This is a genomic window from Streptomyces sp. GC420 (genome assembly GCF_009916105.1).
Lineage (GTDB): Bacteria > Actinomycetota > Actinomycetes > Streptomycetales > Streptomycetaceae > Streptomyces.
The window spans coordinates 1-13,498 of sequence record NZ_JAAAXQ010000222.1; the positions used below are offsets into that span (position 1 = coordinate 1).

Sequence of the window (13,498 nt, forward strand, 5' to 3'; positions counted from 1 at the left end):
GGAAGAAGGAGACGGCGGAGCCGGGGAGGACCGCGGCGGGCGGCGGGTGGCCGGCGTTGGCATAGCGGAAATCGCCGGTGACGGGGTCGTAGATGCCGTACAGGCAGGTGGCGAAGCGGTCGTTGCCGAGGTCGCCGACGATGTCGTTGAGGCGGGCCAGGACGTCCTCGGGGGGCAGCTCCAGATGGGCGAGGGTGCGTACGGCCGTACGCAGGCGGCCCATGGCGGCGGCTTCGGGCAGACCGTGGCCCATGACGTCGCCGACGACCAGGGCGACCCGGTCGGCGGACAGGGGGATGACGTCGTACCAGTCGCCGCCGATCTCGGCGCCCTGTCCGGCGGGCACGTAGCGGGCCGCGGTGGTGACGGCGGGCAGCGAGGGCAGCGCCCGGGGCAGCAGGTCGCGCTGGAGTTCGCGGGCGCTGGTGGTGGCCGCGTCGTACAGGCGGGCCCGTTCCAGGGCCTGGGCGACCTGGCCGCTCAGGGCCTCGAGCAGGGCGCGCTCGTCCTCGGTGAAGGAGCGCGGCTCGGGCCAGGAGATGACGAGCCCGCCGATGGGGCTGCCCGAGACGGCCAGCGGCAGCACGGCCATCGTCTCCTGCTCCATGCGGGCCCCGGGGCCGGCCAGTCTCGGGTAGCGGGTGACGAACTCGTCCGTCGACGTGACGAACACCGGGGCGCGGGTCAGGAGCGCCTCGCCCACGGGAGTGGCGGAGGTGGGCTCGAGCGGGATGCCGTGGAGGCGTTCCAGAGGCTCCGGCGGGAAGTGCTTCAGGAACTCGGCGGAATGGCCGACGGCCCCGACGAGAGCGAGGCGGCTGTCCTCCAGTGCCGTGATCAGCAGCCCGGTGGCCCGGAAGAAGGGCAGCACGGTGTCGGCGATGGCCTTCACCACGTCCTGAGCGGTGACCGTCTCGGTGAGCATCCGGGTGATGGCGGCGACGAAGGCGGCCCGCTCCGAGGCGGCCCGGTCGGCCTCCTCGCGCAGGTGTTTCTCCGTGACGTCCGTGATGTAGAGGGTGAGCCCGTCGGGGACCGGGACGAGCCGCAGGTGGCTCCAGCGGCCGACGGCCGGGAGCGGGGCGTCGCGTTCTGTGGGCACGCCCTCGGCGGCGGCCTTGCGGCACCATGTGTCCAGCCCGGATACTCCGCGCACGGCGGGTATGTCCCACAGGAACCGCCCCAGCAGGCTCTGCGAGGGCCCGAGAACCCGCTCGGCCGCCGCGTTGACGAACCCGATCCGGCCGTCACCCGTGACGGAGAGGAACCCGTCGCTCATATGGAGCAGCGCGCGGCCCACCGACTCCAGCGAGGCATGCTTCTCGGTGACGTTCCAGGCGGTGCCCACCATGCGGGCCGGCTCCCCGTCCGCTCCGGAGACCGTCTGGCCACGGGACCGCACCCAGGCGTAGTCGCCGTCCACGCGGCGGATCCGGTACTCGATGTCGAACGGCCCGTGGGCGCCGATCGCCCGGTCGGCCTCCGCCACCACCCAGGACACGTCGTCGGGGTGAATGCAGGCGGCCCAGGACTCGATGGTGCTGCCGAATATCTCCCGGTCGATCCCCAGCGTGTCGAGCAGCTGCTCGTCCACGACCATGTCGCCGGTGGGCAGGTCCCACTCCCAGGTTCCGCCGGCGACGGTCTCCTGTCCCCGGCCCCGGGCCGGAGCCGGCTCCTGCAGCAGGGCGGGCGACACGCCTTCCGGGCCGGGCGGGGCCAGCCGCAGCCGTTTCCCCGCCCAACGGGCCACGTGCTGGAGGAACGCGAGCTGCGCGGCACCGGGCGTGGGTGCGCCGCGCCCGGGCACGAGCACGGACAGGGCGCCGAGCGGGCCGTCGGGGCCGGGAACGGGCACGGCCACCATCCCGGTGTCCGGCGGCACCCCGGTGACCTGGGGGACGACCGGGGTACGGCCGAAAGCCTGCTGGGGTACGACGACCGAGGGCGCGAAGGCGACCGCGCCCCGCTGCACGGCCCGGGCGGGTGCGACCGTGCCCTCTTCCGAGATGTTCTCCCACACCTGGGTGAGGGCCGGAGGAAGACCGCTGCTCGCCACCAGCCGCAGTGCCAGACCGATGTCACGCACGCGTATGTGCGCCATGCCGCCCAGTCCTCCGAGCTCGGCCGTCGCCTGCTGGAGGGCGTACTGGAGCATCTGCGTGTCGCCGAGCTGCTTCTCCACAGCCGCGAGGAGTCGCAGCCGGTCGGCCCGGACGAGCTCGGCCGCTCTCTGGGGATCCATACGATCCGCGGCATGCGCGGTCATGCTCGACTCCCGATCGGTCTCATGCGGCAGGCCGAGCACCACTCACCCCGGCGATCGAGGCTCTCGGCCGTCCGGTGATCACTGGGGCACGTCCTGTGACGCAATTCACCATATCGTCGGTTCGGGGTCGTGTGCGACCAGTCCGGGCCCACGCCCGCCCGGCGGCGGAAGCCCTCCGGGGCCGGACACCGGCCGTCCCGGCGGTGGGCGGACGGCGAGGGCCTGTGGCGGGTCGGGGCGTGTCCGCGCCCCCGCACCGCGGCAGGCGGGGCGGCGCGGGCCGGGCGGGAGCGGACCGTCCTCCTTCCGTACCGTGGAGGTCCGCCGTACGGATCGCAGCCGTACGGGTACGAATGGCGGCCGTACGAATCGCAGGAGGGCGTGCACCGATGGACCCGGCTCCGGCCCAGTGGCTGACCGTGCTGACCACGACCGACAGCACCGACAAGGCGCGCGCCCTCGCGCACGGCGCGGTGGAGGCCCGTCTCGCCGCATGCGCGCAGATCGGCGGTCCGGTGACCTCCGTCTACCACTGGGACGGGGCGGTGGAGACCACCGAGGAGTGGCAGGTGCTGTTCAAGACCACCGCGGCGCGCTACGACGCCCTGGAGGCGCATCTGAAGCGGGCCCACGACTACGACACACCGGAGATCATCGCGACGCCCGTGGTGCGCGGCAGCGCGGAGTACCTCGACTGGGTCACCGACGAGACGAGAGCGGCCGGATGACGGCCGGAACGACGGCAGGGGCGGCGGCCGGCGCGGATCCCCGTCTCCCGTTCTTCGTCTACGGAACGCTGCGCCCGGGCGAATGCAACCACGACCTCCTGCTGCGCGGCCGCACCGTTCTGGAGGAGCCCGCCCGGCTTCCCGGGGCGCTCCTGTTCGACGGCCCCGGCTACCCGTACGCGGTCGAGGCCTCCGGCGCAGGACCGGTGCTCGGCGAAATCGTCCACCCCGCGCCCGGGCACTACGCCGCACTCCTCGCCTCCCTCGACCACTTGGAGGAGTACGCGCCCGACGACCCGTCGAGCCTCTATCTGCGGGTCGCCCGCCACGTCGTACGCCCGGACGGCGTCCGCGTCCGCGCCTGGGTCTACCTCGCGGCCGACCGCGTCGCGCGGGAGCTGCGGGCGGTCGGCCGCCCGATCCCGGGCGGGGACTGGCGCGCGGCGCGGCTGCGGGACGGCTGAGGCGTTCACCAGGGCCGCGTCAGCCGAGGTCGAAGAGCGGCCCGGTGATCACCAGTCCCAGCTCGTCGCCCACGTACGCGACGAAGGCCAGCACCATCAGGCACGCGCCCGCCAGGGAGAGGTCCTTGAAGAACTGGATCATCTCCATCTGCCGGGCCTGGCCGTCCGCCTCCTTCCAGAACGCGTGCATCATCACGGCGGTCGGGAGCAGGAAGGCGAAGAGGAGCAGGGCGCCCAGATCGGCCCACACCCCGAGAACGACGCTGAGGGAGCCCAGGAGGAGCAGCACCCCGCTGCCGAAGGTGGCGGCGGTCGCGGCGGGCACGCCGCGGGCCTGCGCGTAGCCGGCCATGGCCTTGGTCTGCGTGAGGTGGCCGATGGCCGAGTTGAGGAAGAGCAGGACGAAGAGAATCCGTCCGATGAGCACCAGGACGTCCATAGTGACCTCCGGGACGTGGGTGGCGGTTGAACCGTGAACCACTCAGGCCATTTTACCGCCGCGCGGCCTTGCCCACCCGGCCGCCGGACCCCCGGGGCACGAGCGGTCGCGGGCTCACAGCGCGGGCTCAGGCGGCCCGCGCCTCCATGCGGTCGGCCGGCCCGTGGGCCGCGTCCAGACCCTCGCGGCCGGTGCCGCCGCGCGAGACCGCGACCACCGGCAGGGGGCCGGGCGTTGCCGCGGGCCCGAACAGCGGTTTCCCGGCGATGGGAGTGCGGTCGGGCCCTCACGGCGTCGATCCCCACGTCGCTGGCGCGCGTCCAGTGGCCACCGAGGGGCGGCGCGGCCGGAAGGCGCCCGCCGGGCAGCAGGCGCGCCGGCGCCTCCCGGGCCAGGGGCCCGACGGCCGGCCGGGCCACGCCACTGGTCCGGATTCCACGGTCCAGGTCTCACGGTCGGGGTCTCACGGTCCGGGTCGGCGCCGGGTCGCCCCGGCCGCGCTCGGTCTCCGGAAGGCGGTCCCAGGCGCTTCGGCCTGAACCGCGGGCCTGCCAGGTACGCGGGCCGGCCGAGGACCCGGCCGGTACGTCCGGCGGCGTCCGCCGGGGGGCGGCTCGCCTGGGCGGAGCCGCCGGTGGGCGGGTGCCGGCGGCCACCCGGCCGAGGTCAGCCCGCGGTCTCCGCACCGGCGGGTTCCAGGCGGACCGCGCACACCTTGAACTCCGGCATCCGGGAGGTCGGGTCCAGGGCCGGGTTCGTCAGGGTGTTGGCCCGGCCCTCCCCGTACCAGTGGAAGGGCATGAACACCGTGTCCGGCCTGATGTCCGTCGAGACGCGGGCCGGCGCCACGGCCCGGCCGCGGCGGGAGACCACCGCGACCGGGTCGCCTTCGCGGACCCCGACCCGGTCCGCGAGCCTCGGGTGCAGCTGCACGAACGGCTCCGGGGCCGCCGCGTTCAGCTCGTCCACGAGCCGGGTCTGCGCCCCCGACTGGTACTGCGCCAGCACCCGGCCCGTCGTGAGCAGCACCGGGTACTCCTCGTCCGTGTCCTCCGCCGCCGGCCGGTGCACCACGGGCACGAACCGTGCGCGGCCGTCCTCGGTCGCGAACCGGTCCAGGAAGAGCCGCGGGGTACCGGGATGCGGCGCGGGCGCGGGCGCGGCGACCGGCCGCGTGGCGGTGTCGACGTCGCGCGCCGGGTCGTCGAGCGGCACGTCGAGGGCGGCGTCCTCGCCCTCACCCTCGCCGTCGGCGTCACCGGTGGCCGGCCGGCCGGAGCCCACGGCACCGCTTACGCTGCCGCTCCCGGCGGGGGCGCCGGGCTCCGGGCAGGGCCAGAAGACGCCCTGCTCCGCCTCGATGCGCCGGTACGTGATGCCGGAGTAGTCGGCGGGCCCGCCCGCCGAGGCGCGGCGGAGCTCCTCGAAGACCTCCTCCGGGTCGGAGGGGAACCCCTTCTCGTGGCCCAGCAGGGCCGCCAGCTCGTGCAGCACCTGAAGGTCACTGCGCACACCCGGCGGAGGCGTGATCGCGCGGCGGCGCAGCAGGACCCGGCCCTCCAGGTTGGTCATGGTGCCGGTCTCCTCCGCCCACTGGGTGACGGGCAGGACCACGTCCGCGAGGCGGGCCGTCTCGGACAGCACGACGTCGGCGACCGCGAGGAAGTCCAGCGAGCGGATACGCGTCTCGACGTGGGCCGCGCGCGGCGCGGAGACCACGGGGTTGGAGCCCATCAGCAGCAGCGAGCGGACGTCCCGGCCGAGGGCGTCCAGGAGTTCGTAGGCACTGCGGCCCGGGCCCGGCAGGGAGTCGGGGTCCACACCCCAGACCTCGGCGACGTGGGCGCGCGCCGCCGGGTCGGTGAGCTTGCGGTAGCCGGGCAGCTGGTCGGCCTTCTGGCCGTGCTCGCGGCCGCCCTGGCCGTTGCCCTGCCCGGTCAGGCAGCCGTAGCCGGACAGCGGGCGGCCCGCCCGGCCCGTGGCCAGGCACAGGTTGATCCACGCGCCGACGGTGTCCGTGCCCTTCGACTGCTGCTCGGGCCCGCGCGCGGTCAGCACCATCGACGACTCGGCCCCGCAGAACATCCGTACCGTCTCGCGCAGCTGCGGCAGCGGCACGCCCGTGAGGCGCTCGACCAGCTCCGGCCAGTGGGCCATGGCCGCGGACCGCGCCTCGGCCCATCCGGTCGTGCGGGTGCGGATGAACTCCTCGTCCGTGCGGCCCTCGGCGACCACGAGGTGCAGCAGGCCGAGTGCGAGTGCCAGATCCGTGCCGGGGCGCGGGGCGAGGTGGAGATCGGCCTGCTCGGCGGTCTTCGTCCGCCGGGGGTCGACCACGATCAGCTTGCCGCCGTTCTCGCGCAGCTCGGTGAAGTAGCGCAGCGCGGGCGGCATCGTCTCGCCCGGGTTGGAGCCGACGAGGATCACGCACCCGGTGCGCGGGATGTCCTCGAGAGGGAAGGGCAGCCCGCGGTCCAGGCCGAAGGCGATGTTGCCCGCCGCGGCCGCCGATGACATGCAGAAGCGGCCGTTGTAGTCGATCTGCGAGGTGCCCAGCACCACTCGCGCGAACTTCCCCAGCGTGTACGCCTTCTCGTTGGTGAGTCCGCCGCCGCCGAAGACCCCGACCGCGTCGGGACCGTGCGCCTCGCGCGTGCCGGCCAGGCCGTCCGCGACCCGGCGCAGTGCCTCCTCCCAGGTGGCCGGTTCGAGCTTGCCCGTGGCATGGGATCGGACGAGGGGCTCGGTCAGGCGCACCCGGGAGGAGAGCAGCTCCGGCGCCGTACGGCCCTTGCCGCACAGTGCGCCCCGGTTCACAGGGAAGTCGGCGCGCTCGACGACGTCCAGCCCGCCCTCGGTGCCGGACCGCGGGCGCAGCCCCATGCCGCACTGCAGGGCGCAGTACGGGCAGTGCGTCTCGGTGGTGGCCGGGGCGGTCGTCACGTCGTCCATGCCCTCAGCGTGCGTCAGCGGTGTTACGCCCCTGACGAGCCGGGGTTACACCGTCGGTACGCGCACCTCAGCGCGGCCCGCCCTCCGGTGTGAGGCCCCGCCCCCGGTGTGAGCCCCGGACCCGTCAGGAGCCGCGGACCGGGACGGGACTGCGGCCGACGGCTCGCGTCAGCGCGCGGCGGCGAGTGCCTGTTCGACGCCCTTCTCCCGCTCGCCGAGGAAACGGGGATCCGGCTCGAACAGCACGTCGAGCGCCGCCTTGCCCGCCGCGAGGACCTCCCTGGTGTTGCCGTAGTACCAGGTCGCGTCCCGTCGTTCCGTGACCCCGACGCCGTACGCCTCGATGCCCGCGGCCTGGCACAGCGCGAGCGTCCTGCGTATGTGGAAGTCCTGACTGATCAGCACCGCATGATTCACGCCGAAGATCTTCTTCGCCCGCACACACGAGTCCCAGGTGTCGAAACCGGCGTAATCCGACACGATCCACCGGTCCGGCACCCCGCGCTCGGTCAGGTACGCGCGCATGGCGTCGGGTTCGTCGTAGTCCTCACGGCTGTTGTCGCCGGTCACCAGGACGACGTCGATCTTCCCCGCGCGGTACAGCTCGGCGGCCGCGTCCAGCCGGTTCGCGAGATAGGGGGAGGGGCCGCCGCGCCACAGCCCGGCCCCGAACACCACCGCGACCGGCGCCCCGGGCACCGAGCCGGTGCTCCGGATCCGGTCGTCGGCGGTCAGCCGCAGCCAGCCCGCCGGAAGCAGCGCCAGCACGCACAGCAGCATCAGGGCCCGGACGGCCCGCCGCCGCCCTCGCCGGGTGCGCGGCAGCCGGAGCCGGGGGAGCCCCGGCCGGGCCGCCGGCCGCTGCTGCCCCGGCCGGTGCGGCCCGCGCGCCCAGGACACGCGCCGAGCCCGGGCCAGGAGCCCGCCCACGGCCGGTGGTCGCGCGAGGCGCATCGCGGTCTCTCCCCCCGTCGCTCTGTGATCGTTCCCCTCCCTCAAGTACGTCTCCCGGGGCCGGATGGTTCCGGGCCGGGGACCTGACATCCGCCCCCGGCGCACTGTGAGGCCGCGGCAAACACCCGTCACCACCGCGCAACGGCCCGGCAACGTCCGGACGACAGGATCGGTCCATGACGGCGTCGACATCCTCCAGCGGTCCGCTCGAGCCCATCGATCCCTTCGAGCCCATCGATCCGTTTCCCCTCGAAAGCACGGCGCAGCTCATGAACCAGATCAACGCACAGCTCGGGAGCCGGCTCAGCCGGATGGCCCCGCGCGGTCCGCGCTCACCGGGCCACCGGGAGACGGCGGCGGGGGCACGCTCGGCGGAGGCGGGCACGGCGGAGGCGGCTCCCACGCTGGTGGCCGTGGCGCACGGCAGCCGCGACCCCGCCGCCCTGCGGACCGTCACGGCTCTCCTCGACCTGGTGCGTGAGCTGCGCCCCGGCCTCGACGTGCGGCTCGGGCACATCGAACTGGAGCAGCCCCTGCTGACCGGCACCCTCGCCTCGCTCGCGTCAGCGGCCGCCTCCGCGCCGGCCGCGTCCACCCCGTCCGCGCCGTCGGGGAGCCGTCGCTCCGCCGTGCTCGTGCCGCTGCTGCTCGGCAGCGGCTACCACGTCAAGCAGGACATTCCCCAGGCCGCCGCCGGGTTCCCGGAGCTCGCGATCCGCGTCGCCGAGCCGCTCGGCCCGCACCCCCTGCTCGTCGAGACGCTGTACGCCCGCCTGGTCGAAGCGGGCTGGACCGCCGACGACACCCGTGGCAGCGGCGTCGTCCTCGCCGCCGCGGGCTCCCGCGATCCCGAGTCCACCGCAGCGGCCCGGCGCACCGCGGCGCTTCTCGGCGAACGGCTCGGCGGCGTCCCGGTGCTGCCCGCCTACGCCTCCGCCGCCACCCCCACCGTGCCCGCCGCCGTGCGCACCCTGACCGCCCGCGGCCGCCGCCGCGTCGCGATCGCCTCCTACTTCACCGCGCCCGGCCGCTTCGCGAGCCAGACCGCGGCCGCCGGGTCCTGGATCGCCGCGGCGCCGCTCGGCGCGCACCCCGCCATGGCGCGTCTGCTGCTGCACCGCTACGACCAGGCACGTGCCGTTCCGCTCACTGCCGCGCGGTCTCAGCTGGCCACCGCCTGATCCCTTTTGCCGGTGCCTCCGGTTACCGTCGGGGCATGGAAGGCATGCGAGCACAGGGCGGGACCGCCCACGACCCGCACGATCCGTACGACCCGCACCGCCCGCACGACGGGCACGGCCCGCAGGACGCGTCCGGCCCGCACGGCCCCTACGACGGGGCCGCCGCCGAGCGCTGGGCGGCGGAGCCCGACAAGCGGCCCGGCCGCACCGCCTTCCAGCGTGACCGAGCGCGGGTGCTGCACTCCGCCGCGCTGCGCCGCCTCGCCGGCAAGACCCAGGTCGTCACACCGGGGTCACTCGCCCAGGCATGGGACGCCAGCCCTCGCACCCGGCTGACCCACTCCCTGGAGTGCGCCCAGGTCGGCAGGGAACTCGGCGCGGCCCTCGGCTGCGATCCCGACCTCGTCGAAGCCGCCTGCCTCTCCCACGACATGGGGCACCCGCCCTTCGGGCACAACGGAGAGCAGGCGCTCAACGACTTCGCCAAGGAGTGCGGCGGCTTCGAGGGCAACGCGCAGTCGCTGCGGCTGCTCACCCGCCTGGAACCCAAGCGGTTCGTCCGCGAGCCCGCCACCGGCGGCCTGGTGAGCGTCGGCCTCAACCTGACCAGGGCGGCCCTGGACGCCGCCACCAAGTACCCCTGGCCCCGCGGCGGTCACCCCACCGAGCCGGACTCCCCGAAATTCGGGGTGTACGAGGACGACCTGCCGGTCTTCGACTGGCTGCGCCGGGGCGCGCCCGAGGGCAGGGCATGCTTCGAGGCTCAGGTCATGGACTGGTCCGACGACGTGGCGTACTCCGTGCACGACGTGGAGGACGGCCTGCACGCCGGGCACCTCGACCCCGCGCTGCTGCTCGCCGAGCCCGAGCGGCTGGACATCTTCGCCGTCGCCCTCGGGCGCTACGTGCCGCGCGGCACCGACCCCGCGGAACTGGAGGAGGCGCTGAACCGGCTCACCGCCCAGGAGTGGTGGCCGTCCACCTACGACGGCTCGGCAGTGGCCCAGGCCCGCCTGAAGGACACCACCAGCCAGCTGATCGGCCGGTTCTGCCTGGCAGCCGAGGGGGCGACCCGCGCGGCGTACGGCTCGGGCCGGCTCACCCGGTACGGCGCCGAGCTGGTCGTGCCCCGTACGACCCGTATGGAGTGCGCCGTGCTCAAGGCCGTGGCCGACCGCTACGTGATGCAGCGGGACGACCAGGAACGGCTGCGCGCCGAGCAGCGGATCGTTCTCGCGGAGCTCGCCGAGGCCCTCACCGCCCGGGCACCCGAGGGCATGGACCGTCAGTTCGCCGCGCTGTTCGGGGCCGCGGACGACGACAGGGCGAGACAGCGGGTGATCGTGGATCAGATCGCCGCGCTCACCGACGCCTCGGCCCGCACCCTGCACGCCCGGCTGACGTCCCGCCGCCCGGTGAACTGACCACTCGGGGTGACCGGAAGCGGTCACCCCCTCTTCCCGCATCACGCTGCGTGCGGGACGCTCGCTGGAGCGGCGTTGCGTGACAAGCGCTGCGTTACAAGCACACCAGGAGGCAACAAGTGGTCGACGCGGATCAGACGTTCGTCATTGTCGGAGGGGGACTCGCCGGAGCGAAAGCCGCGGAGACCCTCCGTGCCGAGGGTTTCACCGGCAGGGTGATCCTCGTCTGCGACGAACTCGACCACCCGTACGAACGCCCGCCGCTCTCCAAGGGCTACCTCCTCGGCAAGGAGGAGCGGGACAGCGTCTTCATCCACGAGCCCGCGTGGTACGCCCAGGCGGAGATCGAGCTGCACCTCGGACAGCCCGCCGTGCACCTCGACCGCGAGAACCGGACCGTCCGGCTCGGCGACGGCACCCGCCTCCACTACGACCGGCTGCTGCTGGCCACGGGCGCGGAGCCCCGCCGGCTCGACATCCCCGGCACCGACCTGGCCGGAGTGCACCACCTGCGCCGCCTCTCGCACGCCGAACGGCTGCGCGGAGTGCTGTCCTCCCTCGGCCGCGACAACGGGCACCTGGTGATCGCCGGCGCGGGCTGGATCGGCCTCGAAGTGGCCGCCGCCGCCCGCTCGTACGGTGCCGAGGTGACCGTCGTCGAACCGCTGCCCACCCCGCTCCACCAGGTGCTCGGGCCCGAACTCGGGCAGCTCTTCACCGACCTGCACAGTGAGCACGGCGTCCGCTTCCACTTCGGGGTGCGGCTCACGGAGATCGTCGGTCAGGACGGCGTGGTCCTCGCAGCCCGCACCGACGACGGCGGGGAGCACCCCGCCCACGACGTCCTGGCCGCCATCGGCGCCGCCCCGCGCACCGCGCTCGCCGAGGCGGCGGGACTGGAACTCGTGCCCCGCGCCGAGGGCGGCGGCATCGCCGTCGACGCCTCGCTGCGCACGTCCGACCCGAACATCTTCGCCGCGGGTGACGTCGCCGCGGCCCGCCACCCGCTGCTCGGGACGCGGCTGCGCGTCGAACACTGGGCCAACGCCCTCAACGGCGGGCCCGCCGCCGCCCGCGCGATGCTGGACCACGACGTGTCGTACGACCGGGTTCCGTACTTCTTCTCCGACCAGTACGACGTCGGGCTCGAGTACTCCGGCTACGCGCCGCCCGGCTCCTACGACCAGGTGCTGGTGCGCGGCGACACCGGCAAGCGCCGGTTCATCGCCTTCTGGCTGAAGGAGGGCCGGGTGCTGGCCGGGATGAACGTGAACGTCTGGGACGTCGTGGAGCACATCCAGAACCTGATCCGCTCGGGGACGGTCGTCGACCAGGAGGCGCTGAGCGACCCGTCGGTCCCTCTGGAATCGCTGGCCTGACCCCGGGCGGCGGGGGCCGGTCCGCGCCCCGCGTAGTCCCGGCGCCGGCCGGTCCGCGTCCCGCGTCCCGCGTGCTCTCCCGGGTCCGGGCCGGGACGACGCGTGCTCCCGGACCCCGCCCGTCCGCGTCCGGCGTGCTCCCGGGCCCGGCCGGGACGACGGGTGCTCCCGGACCCGGCCGTGTCGGCCGTCCACCGGCGGCGGGCCTCGACTGTCCGAGCGTGAACGTAGAATTCCCGCGTGGCAGGCAGGATCAACGACGACGACGTGAAGGCGGTGCGGGACGCGGTCCCCATCGACGCCGTCGTGTCCGAGTACCTCCAGCTGCGCAACGCCGGAGGCGGAAACCTCAAGGGCCTGTGCCCCTTCCACGACGAGAAGTCGCCGTCGTTCCAGGTCAGCCCCAGCAAGGGGCTGTACTACTGCTTCGGCTGCCAGGCCGGCGGCGACACCCTCGACTTCGTCATGAAGATCGACCACCTCTCCTTCTCCGAGGCGGTCGAGCGCCTCGCCGGCACCGCGGGGATCACCCTGCGGTACGAGGAGGGCGGGTACACCCCGAACAGCCAGCGCGGCGAGCGCATCCGGCTCGTCGAGGCGCACAAGATCGCCGCGCAGTTCTACATCGAGCAGCTGGACGGCCCCGAGGCCGAGATCGGCCGCACGTTCCTCGCCGAGCGCGGCTTCGACCAGAACGCCGCCCAGCACTTCGGCGTCGGCTACAGCCCGGCCGGCTGGGACCACCTCACCCGCTATCTGCGCGGCAAGGGCTTCAGCGACAAGGAACTGATCCTCTCCGGTCTCGCCCAGGACAGCCGCAGCGGCAAACCCATCGACCGTTTCCGCGGCCGCCTGATGTGGCCCATCCGCGACATCACCGGCGAGGTCGTCGGCTTCGGCGCCCGCAAGCTCCGCGAGGACGACAACGGTCCGAAGTACCTCAACACGCCCGAGACGGCGATCTACAAGAAGTCCCAGGTCCTCTACGGCATCGACCTCGCCAAGAAGGAGATCGCCCGGACGAGCCGGGCCGTCGTCGTCGAGGGCTACACCGACGTCATGGCCTGCCACCTCGCCGGCGTCACCACCGCCATCGCCACCTGCGGCACCGCCTTCGGCAGCGACCACATCAAGATCCTCCGCAGACTGCTGATGGACAACGCCACCGCCGAGGTCATCTTCACCTTCGACGGCGACGCGGCGGGCCAGAAGGCCGCCCTGCGCGCCTTCGAGGACGATCAGAAGTTCGCCGCCGAGACCTCCATCGCGATCACCCCGGGCGGCATGGACCCCTGCGAACTGCGCCTCGCCGAGGGCGACAGTGCCGTCGAGTCCCTCGTCGAGACCCGCACGCCGCTCTTCGAGTTCGCCATCCGGCAGATGGTCAAGCGGCACAACCTCGACACCCCCGCCGGCCGCGCCGCCGCCCTCGACGAGGCGGCCCCGATCGTCGCCAACATCAAGAACATCGCCATCCAGCACGAGTCCGCGGTGCAGCTCGCGGGCATCCTCGGCATCCTGGACACCCAGTTCGTGGTGCGCCGCGTGGCCCAGCTCGCCCGCTGGGCCAGGGAGCGCGGCGCCGCCGCCCTGCGGCTCATCGATGCGGACGGGGTCGAGGCGCTGACCATGCGCAAACTCGCGACCGCGCTCGATGCGAACCCGATGTCGCTGTACCACCACGTGCCGAACAAGGACGCCCTGCTGC

Annotated in this window: 10 protein-coding genes; 6 read left to right on the plus strand and 4 right to left on the minus strand. The window is 73.9% G+C overall.

The genetic code is table 11. The features are described 5' to 3' along the window. Positions 1-2,245, minus strand: a 2,245-nt coding sequence (locus tag GUY61_RS24275) for a SpoIIE family protein phosphatase (protein WP_166632369.1), incomplete at its 3' end; no start/stop codon positions are given. Positions 2,246-2,658: 413 nt separating this feature from the next. Between GUY61_RS24275 and cutA the strand changes: the two genes are divergently transcribed. Continuing rightward, positions 2,659-2,997, plus strand: a complete 339-nt coding sequence (cutA, locus tag GUY61_RS24280; protein ID WP_166632370.1) for a divalent-cation tolerance protein CutA — start codon at positions 2,659-2,661, stop codon at positions 2,995-2,997. After that, positions 2,994-3,461 carry a gamma-glutamylcyclotransferase family protein gene (locus GUY61_RS24285; RefSeq protein WP_166632371.1) on the plus strand — a complete coding sequence of 156 codons (468 nt, stop codon included), beginning with the start codon at positions 2,994-2,996 and terminating at the stop codon, positions 3,459-3,461. The genes cutA and GUY61_RS24285 overlap by 4 nt, the downstream gene beginning before the upstream one ends. Before the next feature lie 19 nt (positions 3,462-3,480). On the opposite strand, the gene GUY61_RS24290 is transcribed toward GUY61_RS24285, so the two are convergent. The 3 genes from GUY61_RS24290 to GUY61_RS24300 all read right to left on the minus strand — a co-directional run bounded on the left by GUY61_RS24290 (position 3,481) and on the right by GUY61_RS24300 (position 7,632). Then, positions 3,481-3,900, minus strand: a complete 420-nt coding sequence (locus GUY61_RS24290; protein WP_166632377.1) for a DoxX family membrane protein — start codon at positions 3,898-3,900, stop codon at positions 3,481-3,483. 666 nt (positions 3,901-4,566) lie between these two features. Continuing rightward, on the minus strand, positions 4,567-6,852 hold the full coding sequence (locus GUY61_RS24295) for a molybdopterin oxidoreductase family protein (RefSeq protein ID WP_166632372.1): 2,286 nt from the start codon (positions 6,850-6,852) through the stop codon (positions 4,567-4,569). A gap of 168 nt (positions 6,853-7,020) precedes the next feature. Next, positions 7,021-7,632, minus strand: a complete 612-nt coding sequence (locus GUY61_RS24300; RefSeq protein ID WP_243766719.1) for a vancomycin high temperature exclusion protein — start codon at positions 7,630-7,632, stop codon at positions 7,021-7,023. Positions 7,633-7,982: 350 nt separating this feature from the next. Here GUY61_RS24300 and GUY61_RS24305 point away from each other — a divergent pair, with 350 nt between their 5' ends. The 4 genes from GUY61_RS24305 to dnaG all read left to right on the plus strand — a co-directional run. Further along, the gene (locus GUY61_RS24305; RefSeq protein ID WP_166632374.1) at positions 7,983-8,987 is read left to right on the plus strand and encodes a CbiX/SirB N-terminal domain-containing protein; all 1,005 of its coding nucleotides are present in this window, start codon (positions 7,983-7,985) and stop codon (positions 8,985-8,987) included. A gap of 35 nt (positions 8,988-9,022) precedes the next feature. After that, positions 9,023-10,411: a deoxyguanosinetriphosphate triphosphohydrolase gene (locus GUY61_RS24310; protein ID WP_243766718.1), complete on the plus strand. Its 1,389-nt coding sequence runs from the start codon at positions 9,023-9,025 to the stop codon at positions 10,409-10,411. A 119-nt stretch (positions 10,412-10,530) separates the two neighbouring features. Continuing rightward, a complete protein-coding gene (locus GUY61_RS24315; RefSeq protein ID WP_166632375.1) occupies positions 10,531-11,790 on the plus strand; it encodes an FAD-dependent oxidoreductase in 1,260 nt (419 codons plus the stop codon). 240 nt (positions 11,791-12,030) lie between these two features. Beyond that, positions 12,031-13,498 (plus strand): DNA primase (gene dnaG / locus GUY61_RS24320; RefSeq protein WP_166632376.1); only part of this gene is annotated, 1,468 nt, incomplete at its 3' end.

Coding starts and splice junctions, on each gene's coding strand:
- GUY61_RS24300 (WP_243766719.1), bottom strand. CDS start 7,632: ATGCTGCTGTGCGTGCTGGCGCTGCTTCCGGCGGGCTGGCTGCGGCTG.
- GUY61_RS24285 (WP_166632371.1), top strand. CDS start 2,994: ATGACGGCCGGAACGACGGCAGGGGCGGCGGCCGGCGCGGATCCCCGT.
- GUY61_RS24290 (WP_166632377.1), bottom strand. CDS start 3,900: ATGGACGTCCTGGTGCTCATCGGACGGATTCTCTTCGTCCTGCTCTTC.
- cutA (WP_166632370.1), top strand. CDS start 2,659: ATGGACCCGGCTCCGGCCCAGTGGCTGACCGTGCTGACCACGACCGAC.
- GUY61_RS24305 (WP_166632374.1), top strand. CDS start 7,983: ATGACGGCGTCGACATCCTCCAGCGGTCCGCTCGAGCCCATCGATCCC.
- GUY61_RS24310 (WP_243766718.1), top strand. CDS start 9,023: ATGGAAGGCATGCGAGCACAGGGCGGGACCGCCCACGACCCGCACGAT.
- GUY61_RS24295 (WP_166632372.1), bottom strand. CDS start 6,852: ATGGACGACGTGACGACCGCCCCGGCCACCACCGAGACGCACTGCCCG.